11 protein-coding genes are annotated in these 13,694 nt (G+C 70.5%); 7 read left to right on the top strand and 4 right to left on the bottom strand.

From position 1 onward, the window contains the following. Positions 1-155 precede the first annotated feature (155 nt). Entirely contained in the window at positions 156-506 is a 351-nt protein-coding gene (locus tag B0I29_RS37450) for an STAS domain-containing protein (RefSeq protein ID WP_111653912.1), read from the top strand. Between the two features lie 630 nt (positions 507-1,136). Here the strand turns inward: B0I29_RS37450 and B0I29_RS37445 are convergent. The 4 genes from B0I29_RS37445 to B0I29_RS37430 are packed head-to-tail and all read right to left on the bottom strand — an operon-like array spanning position 1,137 to position 7,001. After that, positions 1,137-2,399, bottom strand: a complete 1,263-nt coding sequence (locus B0I29_RS37445; protein WP_111653911.1) for a cytochrome P450 — start codon at positions 2,397-2,399, stop codon at positions 1,137-1,139. Positions 2,400-2,432: 33 nt separating this feature from the next. Further along, a complete protein-coding gene (locus B0I29_RS37440; protein WP_111653910.1) occupies positions 2,433-4,670 on the bottom strand; it encodes a glycoside hydrolase family 9 protein in 2,238 nt (745 codons plus the stop codon). Positions 4,671-4,702: 32 nt separating this feature from the next. Further along, complete coding sequence (locus B0I29_RS37435; RefSeq protein ID WP_111653909.1) at positions 4,703-5,941, bottom strand: ATP-grasp domain-containing protein; 1,239 nt, start codon at positions 5,939-5,941, stop codon at positions 4,703-4,705. Positions 5,942-5,972: 31 nt separating this feature from the next. After that, positions 5,973-7,001 carry an alpha/beta hydrolase gene (locus B0I29_RS37430; RefSeq protein ID WP_111653908.1) on the bottom strand — a complete coding sequence of 343 codons (1,029 nt, stop codon included), beginning with the start codon at positions 6,999-7,001 and terminating at the stop codon, positions 5,973-5,975. Between the two features lie 82 nt (positions 7,002-7,083). Between B0I29_RS37430 and B0I29_RS37425 the strand changes: the two genes are divergently transcribed. From B0I29_RS37425 to B0I29_RS46110, 6 genes are all read left to right on the top strand, one after another. Continuing rightward, a complete protein-coding gene (locus tag B0I29_RS37425; protein WP_245973109.1) occupies positions 7,084-7,521 on the top strand; it encodes a DUF5990 family protein in 438 nt (145 codons plus the stop codon). Continuing rightward, positions 7,518-10,517 carry a DEAD/DEAH box helicase gene (locus B0I29_RS37420; RefSeq protein WP_111653906.1) on the top strand — a complete coding sequence of 1,000 codons (3,000 nt, stop codon included), beginning with the start codon at positions 7,518-7,520 and terminating at the stop codon, positions 10,515-10,517. Before B0I29_RS37425 ends, B0I29_RS37420 begins: the two co-directional genes overlap by 4 nt. Beyond that, positions 10,510-11,277: an SWIM zinc finger family protein gene (locus B0I29_RS37415; protein ID WP_245973079.1), complete on the top strand. Its 768-nt coding sequence runs from the start codon at positions 10,510-10,512 to the stop codon at positions 11,275-11,277. Before B0I29_RS37420 ends, B0I29_RS37415 begins: the two co-directional genes overlap by 8 nt. 13 nt (positions 11,278-11,290) lie before the next feature. Next, a complete protein-coding gene (locus B0I29_RS37410) occupies positions 11,291-11,566 on the top strand; it encodes a DUF6412 domain-containing protein (protein ID WP_245973108.1) in 276 nt (91 codons plus the stop codon). 129 nt (positions 11,567-11,695) lie between these two features. Beyond that, positions 11,696-12,589 (top strand): membrane protein insertase YidC, encoded by an 894-nt coding sequence (gene yidC / locus B0I29_RS37405; protein ID WP_111654052.1) that lies wholly within the window; start codon positions 11,696-11,698, stop codon positions 12,587-12,589. A gap of 341 nt (positions 12,590-12,930) precedes the next feature. Then, a partial coding sequence (locus B0I29_RS46110) for a hypothetical protein (protein WP_181558174.1) occupies positions 12,931-13,694 on the top strand: 764 nt, incomplete at its 3' end.

The following is a 13,694-nucleotide window of genomic DNA, read 5'->3' as shown; positions in this document are numbered from 1 at the left end:
ACCCGAGTTGCCGCGCGGCACGCTTCGTGGGTCGATTTCGAGCCCGGCGTACGCCTTGTGCGCCGTGATCGCCTAACCGCGCGGCAGCCTGCGAGGGGCCCATCGAGGGCGGTACCGTGAGGCGATCGGGCACATCGCCCGGCTCGGAGGGCGTGATGGGCGAGGCCGTGATGACCACACGGCGGCAGGCCGACGGCGCGATCGTCGTCGAGGTCCGGGGAAACCTGGACGCTGCCACTGTCGACGCGATCCGGGCCGAGCTGATGGTCGTCCTGCAGTCCGACCGGCCCAGGGTGCTGGTGGTCGACCTGACGTTCGTGACGTTCATGGATTCGATGGGGATGGGCGCGCTGGTGACGGCCCATCACGCGGCCCTCGACATCGGCGGGCGGGTGCGGCTGCGCAACCCGAGCGAGTTCGTCCACCGCCAGCTGCGGGTAACCGGCCTGTGCGACCTGTTCGGCCTGCCGTCGGGCCCGCCGAACACCCGCTCCTACCGCCTTTGAGGTCCCCGGCTGCCCGGCCGGCCACGATCGTAAGAGAACCGATGACCTGTCTGAGTCCTGTCGGCGACGGTAAGCGCTGGCCGGTCGTGTCCGGCTTGCGTTTACGGTCGTGTTTTCGGTCCGCGCACGACCGTAAGAGCTGGCCGGATCCGGGTTGGCCGGCCAGGGCCGGCCGCTATCGCTGGGTCGGTGGCGGGGTTGTCGTGGGCGAGCCGTAGCTCAGATACGTTTGCGGACCCGGATAACAGGGCTGGACCACGGCTCGCCGGGTTGAGCCGTAGTCCAGCCCTGTTATGGAGCTCTGATAACAGCGCTGAGCTACGGCTCGTCCCTGCGACTCCAAGACCCGCGGTTCGTCGCTCCGCGGTCTACGGCTCTGCGGTTTGGGGATTTGTGGTTTTATTTCAGTATCTGACCGGCATAGCTGATGCCGGGGGCCGCATGTGGCAGGTGCCGTGCCAGTGCGCCCCGCCGTCACAGTGCCCACCGGACAAATCGGAAGAGCCCAAGATGTTTTCACCGGGCGCTGTCGAACCTGAGATCGACACCTCCGTGGGCTCCCGCGATCGTGGACCGCGTGTCCCTCGGACTGTGGCTCCGGGACCACGATCCGCAGGCAAGGCGGTGCTGTCAGTGGGAGGTGAGGACCCGCCTGTCCGCGTGGACCGGGAACTCGATGGGGCCTCGGATCAGGGTGGCGTTGCGGCGGCGGATGGCGCCGGCGCGGCGCAGGTTCGGCATCCGCTCGGCCAGGCGCTGGAGGGCGATCACCGCCTCCAGGCGGGCCAGGGGAGCGCCGACGCAGTAATGGATGCCGCCGGAGAAGGCCAGGTGGTCGGCTTCCGGGGTGCGGTGGATGTCGAAGGTGCCGGCCCGGGAGAAGACCGAAGGGTCGCGGTTGGCGGCGCCGATCAGGGTGATCACGAACTGGTCGCGCTTCACCACGCGGCCGCCTGCCTCGATGTCCTCGAAGGCGCACCGGGCGGTTCGCTGCACCGGCGGGTCCCAGCGCAGCGTCTCCTCGACGGCCTTCTCGGCGAGGCGGGCCGGGTCGGCGCAGAGGTCAGCCCACTGGGCCGGGTGGTCGAGCAGGGCGTTGACCGCGTTGCCGATCAGGTTGACGGTGGTCTCGAAGCCGGCGACGAGCAGCAGCCGGCACATCGGCAGGATCTCCGACGACTGGATCTGATCACCCTCGGCCGCGAGGATGTGCGAGACGGCGTCGTCAGCCGGCTCCTGCCGGCGCAGGGTGATCAGGTCGGTGAGCACGGTGTCGAGGGCGTCGCTGGCTGCCTTGAGCTCGGCGGCGTGGCGCAGGCCCCGGATGCCGTCGATGGCGCCGCCGATGGTGGCGCCGTGCTTGGCGAAGCGGCCGGCGTCGGCCTCCGGGATGCCGAGCAGGTCGGTGATGACCGCGATCGGCAGCGGCGCGGCGAACGCCGGCACCAGGTCGAACGTGCCTTTCGCCAGAGCGCGGTCGAGCAGTTCGTCGACCGAGCGCTCGATCAGGCCGCGATAGCCGCCGATCTGGCGCGGGCTGAACGCGGGCTGGGCGACGCGGCGCAGCCGGGTGTGGTCGGGCGGGTTGCGGTCGAGGAACGACATGTCCAGCGAGTCGCCCGGCGCGCCCGGGCCGTTGATCTCCGACGAGCGCACGCCGAAGCGGCGGTCCCGCAGGATCGACGAGCAGATCGGGTACGACGCCGTCACGTAGTTCCCGAGGCGGGTGGGAACGAGGTCCCCACCCGCCCGGACGGTGTCGTAGATCGCGTACGGGTTGTCACGTCCCGGCTTGAGGTGCAGGCGGGACATCGGGTCCCGCCGCACGTAACCGTGGTAGACGATGTCGAACCGTGCGCGGTACAGCGCCGCGGCGAATCGAAGTGCCTGCATGAAGCCACCCCCTGAAGGGCAGCGTAGGACGCGTCAGCCGGTCTCGGCTACGTAAGCGCTGAGCCAGGACAGTGCCGCGTTCCAGTTGATCGTGAGCTCGTTGGTGGCCCAGGAACCGATGTCGTCGATGTAGCAGAACTGCCCGACGCAGCCGGCCAGCTTGGCCTGCGCGACCGGGTCCTGGATCGACGAGTTGGGGCCGCCGGCGAGGGTGCCGGCCGGCGGGTGCGGCAGCGACGGGTCGAGCTGCGCGGCGTACCAGCGGCTGTGCTGGTTCTGCGAGCTGACCTCGCCGTACCCGGTCACGTAGGAGATGTTCAGCGCGTTGCGGCCGAACAGGTAGTCCATGCCGATCAGCACGCCGTCGCGGTAACGGTCCTTTCCGGTCAGTTTCTCGGCGGCGGCGATCACCACGAGGTTGTTGGCGACGACGCTGCTCGAACCCCAGTCCCAGACGTTGTTCGCCGGGGCATAGGCGACGCCGTACCCGTGCTGCCGCTGGATCGCGAGGTACTTGTCGGCGCCGCGGGTCACCGACGTCTTGACGGCGGCGAGACCGGGCAGCCTGTTCGGCACGAGCGCCAGGTCGATGCGGGCGGCCGCGGCGGTGGCGGCCCAGTCCAGGGCGACCGGTCCGAACACGTCGGCCGTGTGCTCCGGCGAGGCGAGGACGTCGTCGCGGTACTTCCGCTCCCCGGTGGTCAGGTAGAGCTCGGCGGCCGCCCAGTAGAACTCGTCGCCCACCTTCGCGTCGTTGTAGGCGCCTCCTCCGATGCCGTCGCTCTCCGGCGCGTACGAAATGGGGTTGATCTTGGCGGCCTCGTAGGCGGTGCGCGCGGCGGTGAGCGCGCGTTTCGCGAAGGCCGCGTCGAACGGCTTGTAGAGACGCGCCGCCTGCGCCGCTGTCGCGGCGACGTTCAGCGTCGCGGCGGTGGAGACCGGGTGCAGCTCGCGCGGTTGCGGATCCAGATGCGGCAGCAGCGGAAGACCGGTCCAGGCAGCGTCGTGGATCTTGTGATGGACCATTCCCGCGTACGCCTCACCGGCCGGAACCTGCATGCTCAGCAGGAACTCCAGCTCCCAGCGGGCCTCGTCGAGGATGTCCGGCACCCGGTTGCCGCTCTCCGGGATGGTGAGGGCGACCTTGCGGGAGCCGCGCAGATGCTCGTACTCACTGAGCAGGCCCCAGACCGAGATGCCGCCGTTGACCACGTATTTGCCGTGGTCGCCGGCGTCGTACCAGCCACCGCGCACGTCCAGGGTGTAGTCGCAGACGCCGGGCTGGCAGGGCACGGCGCCGTCACCCTGGTTGGGCGCGACGTCGACGTGGCCGGCCGGGCGGGCGTATCCGGGACGCAGGTCGTCGCGGATCTCGATGCCGCTGCGCTGGGTGTAGTAGAGCTTGAGCGCGTCGGTTCTCAGCTGCTCATAGGCATCCGTCCCGATGTCGAAGGGTCGTGAGGTCTCGCCGTCGGCAGTCAGCGTAAGACCGCGGATTTCGCGGCGGTAGCTACTGAAGTCGATGGTGTGGACGGCCTGCCCGGAACTTTGGTCTACGCCGAAGGGTGTCGTCTTCCCCTTCTTCAAGACCTTGCCGGTGGCGTCCCGCAGTTCCCACGGCAGTGGGGTGGTGGCATCGGTGACCACGGTGGCGTTCTTCGGGCCGGATTTGAGGTACGCGACCTGGTTGACACGAACGCGCGGTCCGGTGTCCGGCTCGTAGACCTCGGGCGGGACGCCGCCGACGAGGCTGACGTTGTCCACGCAGAAACGCCACGGGTCCGGGCTGCCCCCGACCTGGAAGGCGACCTGTCCCTGTGCGGTGGAGGTGCTCGCGGTGAACGTGTACTCGTAGTGGGTCAGGGCGGTGCCCAGGACGGGCGACTGCTCGAAATAGGTGTCGTACGGCGCGGCGGCGAGCCCGGTGATGGCCCGGGCCACGTGCCCGGCGGGGTCGCCGGAGGCGTCGAAGGCGAACCGGTAGTTCTCGCCGGCGACCAGGTCGATGTCGTTCTGGCCGAGCGACACGTCCCAGCGGTTGGTGGTGCCGCCGGGCACGTCGATGCATGCCACGCCCTCGGTGAGGGTGATCGGTGAACCGGCCGAGGACCAGAACGGGTCCGCGGTGCCGTCGAAGCCGCCGTTGACGACCTGTTCGACCTCGTCGGCCTGTGCCTGTGCCTGTGCCTGGGCTTGGGATGGCGTGGTTATGCCGACTGTCAGTAGGGCGGCCGTGAGGCCGATGATGCGGGAGCGCTCCCATCGAGACATGGACCTATGTTTATTACGCGGTTGTTACCGCGTCAACGCTCCTGGTCCCGGATCCACGCGTCGATCAGGCCGCCGAAGTGCGCGAGGAACTTCTCGTGCTCGTGCACCGGGTACGTCGCGCGGACCGTCTCGCGCAGCAGCGACCGGAACTCGTCCGACACCACCCAGTCGTAGACGATCTCGTCGACGTTGCTCAGGTGCTTGTCGCAGAACTCCCGGTACCGGTCCACCTCGAAGTAGTCGTCGGCGAGCGTGCGATAACCGGCGAGCTTCTCGGCGTATGACAGGGAGGTGTCGTCGGCGATGGCGAAGTAGCTCGACATGTCCGTGTCGAGGCGGGGCTTGCGGCCGGTCACCACGCAGAACACGGTCCAGCGCAGCAGCGCGGTCATCGCCCACGGGAAGTAGTAGTGCAGCGAGGTCAGGGAGACGTCCGGGCAGGCGTTCGCGTAATCGATCGGGTGCACCTCGTCGCCGCGCACCAGCGACTCGCAGCTGTTGAACTCCCAGCGGAAGAACGCGTTGACCAGCCGGGAGATGGTCACCACCTCGTCGCCGGCCGCCGCCGACAGGAAGTTGTGGTCCACCTCGTACCGCGCGTGCATCGGCTCGTCCGGGCGGAACTTCATCACCATCGTCTCGGGGCCGATGCTCAGGCTCCGGGCGAAGACGTCGTACCCCTCGACGGACGCCTGCAGGTGCATGAGGCGCTCACCCGAGGCGTCGTACGCGGCGTGCAGCTCGTCGGCGTTGCGGATCTTCGAGACGCCGACCCAGGCGCCGCCGTCGTACGGTTTCATCCACAGCGGGTACCCGATCGACGCGGCCGTCGCCTCCAGGTCGAACGACGTGTTGTACCGGGCCGCGGTGTACGCCCAGCGCGAGTTCTCCAGGGGGTTCTTGAACGGGACGAGAACCGTCTCCGGGATCTTCAGGCCGAGCCGCATCATCGCGCAGTACGCCGCGTGCTTCTCCATCGACTGGAACGTGAACGGGCTGTTCAGCAGGTACACGCCGTCCATCAGAGCGATCTTCTTGAGCCACTCGCGGGGGTGGTAGTACCAGTACGCGAGCCGGTCGATGACCAGGTCGTGCTTCGGTTCGTACCGAAGGTTGAAGGGTTCGATCGTCACCCGCACCGGACTGGCCCGGTGGGTGCGGCCGTCCGGCCCGGTCACCAGGCCGACGCGGCGCAGCAGCGCTTCGTAAGCGCGTGGCCAGTCGTCCTCGGTGCCCAGCAACATTCCGATGGTGTGCTCGACGTCGGCCACGGCCGCCTCCTTCGTTCTGATCGGCTTTTTCTTAATCGGGCCAGACCCGGCACAGCAGCGCGGTCAGATGCGGATCCAGCGCGTCCCGCCAGCCCGTCCAGGTGTGCGCGTCCGGGTTCTCGGCGAAGGCGGCCTGATATCCCTGGCCGGTCAGCGCCTCCGCCATGTCCCGGTTGTTCGCCAGGTTCTCCTCGGCCGCACCGCAGGTCAGCGCCGCCGGAACGCCCGGGCCGCGGCCGCCGCGCAGCACCTGACCGGTGAACCGGACGATCCGCCCCCACCGTTCGAAACCGGACTCCTGACTGTCGTGCCGGGGCTGGAAGTAACTGCCGGACTGCAGGAACAGACCGGCGAACCCGGCCGGATGCCGGCGCTGCGCGTGCAGCATCGCGAGCGCGCCCAGGCTCGCGCCGGCGCCGACGACGGCCGGGCCGCCCAGCTCGGCACGGATCCGCGGAATGATCTCGCCGGCCAGCGCCAGGGAATACGCGGGCGAGGCCGAGTACCACTCGGCACGCTCACCGGCGTTCACGAGCACCAGATGGTACGGCGGAACGCTGCCGGCCCGGATCATCGCGGCGGAATACCGGGCCAGGGCGGCGAACCGCTCGTAGTCGGTGCCGTCGTGGGCGAGGAGCACCCGGCCTTTCGTCCTCGCCGCGTCCGGGCCGTCCGGCGACCAGATCCGCAGGTCGACGGTGGCTTGCAGGCCACGGACCGGCAGGTGCACCGTGCGCCAGATGCCGTGCAGGCCGGAGCGGTGCAGCCAGTCCGGCTCCGCGTAATCGGGGCGGTGCACCACGGAGGACGGGCCGAAACCGCCCTCGGCGTGCATCGGGTTGCCCGGATCGGTGCTGGTCTCGCGGGTGCCGTCCGGGCGGGTCAGCTCGAAGCGGTACTCGATTCGCTGTGCCGGCGGTGCGTCCAGGTCGAGGTGCCAGCCGTCGCCGGCGTACGCGAGGTCGGCGTGCCGGACCGAGGAGAGCAGGCGCACAGCGGCGAGGGTCTTGCCGGGATCGGGATAGCGGAACCGCACCGTGGCACCGTCCCAAGCCTCCATGAACGCACCCTACTGCCGTGTGAGCCAGCCCGCCGGGCGCGTAAAAATGTCGGAGGGGCGGCCTAGAGTCCTCAGCGTGCGGATGCGGATCGAGGGCTACGACCTACCCGGCCGGCCGGGCGCTCCCCAGGCGGAGGCGCTGCGGCTCGGCGGGGTGCACGTCGGCGTGCAACGCAAGGCCGAGGTGGTGGGCCGGGTCCCGGTTCAGGCGGAGAGCGCGGTGTGGGAGCTCGACGTCGACGTCCGCCACGTCGACGGGTGGATCGACGTCGGCGGGCCGTGGGTGCACGGCGGCCCGGGGAAGCGGTTCCTCTACCTGAGCTGGGGTGCGGTCGACGGCGAGACGTTCGCGATGTTCCGCCGGGCCAAGCTGCTCTTCGGCGACATCCCGGGTCCGCTGCTGCGGTCCGCGGCCGGGGGTGAGGGCACCCTCGTCGCCCGGCTGGGCCTCACCGACGCCGAGGGCGGGCCGCGCTGCGCCCGGGTCCGCCCACCCGACCTGATCTGGGCGCTGGCATGACGGCCGGCGCACCGATCCTGGCCACGGTCCGGGTGCTGCACGGGTTCGTCGGCCGTGACGGCGACCTCAACCTGTGGGCCGAGGAGACAGCGCCGCCGATTCAGGAGTCGGCGGGTCAGAGCGCCCCGGCCCGGAAACCGGCGTCGCGCGGCGCCGTGCCGTGGCATCCGTTCGCCGCGGCGGCCGGGGAGCTGCCGGCCGGCGAGACGCGGGACGCCGCCCTGCTGACGCTGCCGTCCACCTCGTCCGGGCCGCTGTCGTCGCCGCAGCTCGGGCTGCCGCCGCGGCGGGGCGCGCCCCGGGCCCGGACATGGCGGGTGCCGGCGGTGACCGTGCCGTTTCTCGACCCCGATCTGGTCGCCGAGTTCGACGGGCGGGTCGCGCCGTCGGCCGCGTGGCTCGTCGAGCTGTGCGGGTTCGCCGCGAGCCTGGTGCGCCGCGGCCGGGTGCTGCCCGCTGTGCGGGTCGGCGGCGCCCGCCCGGCGGCGGTCTGGCAGCCGGTGATGATCGGCGCCGACGCGGTCCGGCGGGCCGCGCTGCTGGAGACCATGCCACCGGCCTGCCGCGCCGGTGATCACCCGGCGGAGGAGCTGCTGCACGCTGCTCTCGACCGGCTTGTCGACGGCTTGGTCCGCACCCGGCTTGCCGAGGCGGGCGTCTCGCTCGCTGACTACGGGTGGCTGGCGGCGCTCGGTGCCGAGCCCGAGTTCGACGCCGCGCCCACCCTGGTCGACGAGCTGGCCGGGCGGCTGAGCGCCTGGTTCGAGCAGGCCGCCCGGGGCGCCGAGGTGCGGGTCTGTTTCCGGCTCAGCGACCCTCGCGAGCACGAGCCGGTCATCCCCGACGAGGTGCCGCTGCCGCAGGACGCCTGGCGGCTCGAGTTCCTGCTCCAGGCCGCCGACGAGCCGAGCGTCCTGGTCACCGCCGCCGACGTGTGGCGGGACACGTTCGCGCCGCTCAGCCGCTGGACCAGCCACCCGCAGGAGCGACTGCTGGCCGGCCTCGGCCGGGCCGCCCGGCTCTACCCGGCGCTCGGTGAGGCCCTGCGCGGCGCCCGGCCCGCCGAGATGCTGCTCGACACCGAGGGCGCCCACGGCTTCCTCAGCCACGCGGCCCTGCTGGAGGAAGCGGGTTACGGCGTACTGCTCCCGGCCTGGTGGCAGCGGCGTTCGAGCCTCGGGCTGTCGCTCGACGTGCGCGGGCGCGACCCGGTCTCGACCGTGCTGCGGGACCGGGCGGTCGGCAAGAAGGAGCTGGTGTCGTACAGCTGGGGGCTCGCGCTCGGCGGCCGCACCCTCACCGAGGACGAGCTCGCCGACCTGGCGCGGGCCAAGGTGCCGCTGGTCCGGCTGCGCGGGCGGTGGGTCTACCTCGATCCGCAGCGGCTCGCCGCCGGGCTCGCGTTCCTGAGCCGGGGCGGCGGCACGATGACCGCCGGGGACGCGCTCGCGACCATGCGACTGCTCCCGCCCGAGGGCCTGCCGCTGCCGGTGACCGATGCCCGGGGCGAGGGCTGGCTCGCCGACCTGCTCACCGGGCGGCTGGAGGAGCGGCTGGAGGTCCTCGACCCACCGGAGGATCTGAGGGCTGTGCTCCGGCCGTACCAAATGAGGGGTTTTTCGTGGTTGGCCTTTCTTGATCGGCTCGGGCTCGGTGCCTGTCTCGCCGACGACATGGGGCTGGGCAAGACCGTGCAGCTGCTCACCCTGCTGCTGCATCATCGGGAGGGCCCGGCGCTGCTGATCTGCCCGCTCTCGGTGCTCGGCAACTGGCAGCGCGAGGCGGAGCGGTTCGCGCCGCAGCTGCGGGTCCGGGTGCTGCACGGCGCCGGCCGCGCCGATGCGACAGCGCTGGCCGACGGCGCTGACCTGGTGCTGACCACCTACCAGACCGCGGTGCGCGACGCGGACGTGCTGGCGGGGATCTCGTGGGACCGGGTGGTGCTCGACGAGGCGCAGCACATCAAGAACGCGGGGAGCAGCGCGGCCAAGGCGGTCCGGCGGTTCCCGGCGCGCAACCGGATCGCGCTGACCGGCACCCCGGTGGAGAATCGGCTGGCCGAGCTCTGGTCGATCCTCGACTTCATCAATCCCGGCATTCTCGCCTCGGCGCACACGTTCCGGGCGCGGTTCGCGGTACCGATCGAGCGGTACGGCGACGAGGACGCCGCGGCCCGGCTGCGGCAGGCGACCCGGCCGTTCCTGCTGCGGCGCACCAAGAGCGACCCGGCGATCGCCGCCACGCTGCCGGTGAAACGGCTCGTGCGGCACCTGTGCGGGATGACGACCGAGCAGGTCAGCCTCTACCAGGCGGTCCTCGACGACCTGCTGGACCGGCTCGCCGAACCCGGCGACAAATGGCGTAAGGGCCTGGTCCTGGCCGCGATGACCAAGCTGAAACAGGCGTGTGTGCACCCGGCGCTGCTGCTCAAGGACAACTCGCCGCTGCCCGGCCGGTCCGGCAAGGTCGACCGCCTTGAGGAGATCGTCGACCGGGCGCTCGGTGCGGGGGAGAGCGTGCTGTGTTTCACCCAGTTCGCCCGGTTCGGTGCGATGCTCACGCCGCATCTGGCCGCGCGGTTCGGCGTACCCGTGAAGTTCCTGCACGGAGGCACGCCGCGCGGGACGCGCGACGCCATGGTCGCGGAGTTCCAGCAGGCCGCGCGCCCCGGGATCTTCGTGCTGTCGCTGAAAGCCGGCGGCACGGGGCTGAACCTGACCGCCGCGAACCACGTGATCCACATCGACCGCTGGTGGAACCCGGCGACCGAGACGCAGGCGTCCGACCGGGCGTTCCGGATCGGTCAGCGCCGGGACGTGCACGTGCACAACCTGGTCTGCCTCGGCACCCTCGAGGAGAACATCGACAAGGTCATCGCCGACAAGGGTGTGCTCGCCGAGCGGATCGTCGACACCGGCGAGAGCTGGCTCAGCGCGCTGTCCACCAGCGAGCTGCGGGACCTGTTCGCCCTGCTCCCGGAGGCCATCGTTGACTGACCTGCCTTTGGCCTTCCTCGGCATGTTCGAGGCCCTGCGGATGGGCCCGACGTTCGCGCGCGGCCGCCGCGACGAGCGGGCCGGTCACGTGCGCAGCCTGACCATCTCCTCCAGCCTGGTCGTCGCGCTGGTCCGCGGCCCGGAGGAGACCACCGCGTTCCGCTCCCGCATCGCGGTACGCTCGTTCAGCGCGAGCGAGTGGGCCCGGGTGGAGAAAACCCTGGTCAGCGAGGCGCGTTACGTCGCCGGGCTGCTGGACGGGCGGATGCCGGACGGCATCGAGGCGGTCTTCGCCGAAGCCGGGCTCGGGCTGCTGCCGCTGTCGCTCGACGAGGTCGCGCTGGACTGCACCTGCGAGCGGTGGCCGATGCCGTGCGCGCACCTGGCGGCCACGTGTTACGCCCTGGCCCGCACGTTCGAGGCCGACCCGTTCGAGGTCTTCACCTGGCGAGGGCGGTCCCGCGACGAGTTGCTGATGCGGTTGCGCCGCGCCCGGGAATCGGCCGCGGTCGACGGGGTCCTCGCTCCGGAGCCCGCGTCGCCGGCCGAGCGGGTTCCGCTCATCGATCCGGACGATCCGGGCGCCTTCTGGGGGAACTATCCGCCGCCCGCGGCGGCGGCGCCCACCGGGGTACGCCCGGACGCCCTCCTCGATCAACTCGACGCCCCGCCGCTGAGTCATCACGGGAGGCCGATCGTCGAGGTGCTCCGGCCCGCGTACGCGGCGCTGTCCGACGCCGACGTTGCACCGGCGAGCTAGCCTGGTCGACGTGATGTGGTGGGAAGCCCTCTGGCGCCTGGTCGGCCTGCTGACCGACGCCGGCCCCACCGCGATGCTCGTCGGCGCGGCCAGCGTCGCCGGTGTGCTGCTGCTGACCGCGGTTGCCGCCGGCGTCATGACCCACTTCCGCACCGTCGCCCATCCGCCGGTCAGCCGCTCCGAGATGCGCGACCGCGCCCGGCGTACCGGTGTGCCCCGCCATCGTGATCCCGACGCACCCGGCCGGACCCGCCCCCGAGGTCCGACCCGGCGGCTCGTGGCCGCCTGATCCTTGGCTCGGTGCTGATCCTTCAGCCCTGCGCTGAGCGTCGCCCCGCGCTGACCGCGCGACCGCCCCTGGGCGGCCACTGCCGACTGTCCCCAGTCCAGTGCGTCCGCAAAGGATCACTTCCTCATGATGGAACCCGTCTACTCCGCCATCTCCGCCATCCTGCTGTTCTGGCACGCCGCCTGGCAGCGCCTGCTCGGTGATCTGCCCGCCCTCGGCACCTCCTGGGCCTGGGTACTCGGCATCGTCTTCCTCGTCGTCACGGTCCGCCTCGCGCTCTTCCCGGTGATCATCAAGCAGGTGCGGTCGCAGCGGGCGACGCAACGTGTTCAACCGCAGGTCAAAGCGTTGCAGGAGAAGCACAAGGGCGACCGGGCGACGCTGCAGAAGGAGCTCGGCGAACTGTTCGCGCGGGAGAAGGTCAGCCCGCTCGCCCAGTTCCTGCCGATGCTCGTGCAGATCCCGGTCGTGATCGGCCTGCTGCACGTGCTGCGCCACCTGCGCCCGGACGTCACCAGCGAGGCGTCGCGCACCCTCTACGGCTGGACACTCACCCAGTTCGACAGCGCCGTGCAGGCGAAAATGTTCAGCGCGCCGATCGTCGAGGGATTCACCACCGGCGATCTCACGGTGAAGCTGGTCGCGGCCGTGCTGATCCTGGTGATGACCGCGACGACATACCTCAGCACCCGTCAGATGATCGGCAAGTCCGGCTGGGCGCAGGACGAACCGGCCCGCACCATCCAGCGCGTCATGCTCTACGGACTCCCGCTGTCGCTGCTGGTCTCCGGCGTGCTCTTCCCGATCGGCGTCGTCCTCTACTGGGTCACCCAGAACATCTTCGCGCTCGGTCAGCAGGCGTGGATCCTGCGCCGTTACCCGCTCCCGCCGGTCGCCGCTCCCGCATCGGGTCGCCCGGCGCAGGCGCCGAAAGCGCTGGTCAAGCCAGTCGCCCCGCCCAAGGTCGGTGCCAAGCCGATCAAGAGCAAACAGCGTGGGTACGGTCGGAGCGCTGCGCGCTGAGGTCGATTTATCGTTTCAGCGCCTCGCATTGAAGTCCTGATTTCAGGGACATTTCTCGTTATCTCGCAGGTAACTCGACGGACGCCCGGTTTCCGACCGGGTGTCCGTTCGTGCGTGGTCTGCACGGGCATCCTCGCGCTCAGCGTGGGTGGTTCCGGCGTACCCAGAGAAATGCCTGATAGAGGGCCTTTTCCGGGTTGAAACATGGTCGGCGCATTCATGTCTGTACGGACACCAAAAGGGTCATCCAAACGGACAGCCTTCGCGGAAACAGCGGCTCGGGCTCGGCTAGGCATGATCAGATAGTCCGAGTAATGACGTTTTGTCCGAAAAGGTGTGAGATGAAAAAGCTAACTCGAGCGCTTGCCTTGACCAGCATGGGTCTGGCGGCCGGCGCGATGATCGGTGCGGCTCCGGCCCAGGCGGCACCCGCCGCCGGGCAGTCGGGAACGACGAGCTCCAGCGCCCAGTCCAGCAGCGATCGGTGGGACGACGACTACATCGCCGGCTACTACCGGTTCAAGAGCGCGTGCAACCGCGCGGGCTGGACCGGCGTCCGGTTCGGCGCGTGGGAGGACTTCAACTGCTGGAAGGTCGGCTGGGGCTGGCGCGGCTCGTACTACGTCCTCGAGGTCGAAGAAGACGACTGGTACTGGGGCGAGTGGCGCGGCGGCTGGCCCAAGGGATGGCCGGACCGGCCCGACTACTTCGTCGGCAAGGGGTACAGCATCCGCGGCGGCGGGCACCGGCCGAACGGGCACAAGGGTCCGTGGAGCAACGGGCCGAAGGGCGGCTGGGACAAGGGCGGCCAGATGGGTCCCGGCGGCCCCGACGACTGGAAGGGCGGCGGCCCGGGCAAGCCCGGCAAGCCCGGTGGCGGCCCCGGCGGTCCCGGTGACTGGAAGGACGGCCCCTGGAAGGGTGGCAACCAGGGTGGCAATCAGGGTGGCAACAACCAGGGTGGCAACCAGGGCGGCAACAACCAGGGTGGCAATCAGGGTGGCAACAACCAGGGTGGCAACCAGGGCGGCAACAACCAGGGCGGCAACCAGGGTGGCAACCAGGGCGGCAACCAGGGCGGCAACAACCAGGGCGGCAACAACCA

The sequence above is a fragment of the Actinoplanes lutulentus genome, from assembly GCF_003259845.1.
Taxonomy (GTDB): Bacteria; Actinomycetota; Actinomycetes; order Mycobacteriales; family Micromonosporaceae; genus Actinoplanes; species Actinoplanes lutulentus.
This window is presented reverse-complemented; position numbering and strand designations above follow the sequence as displayed.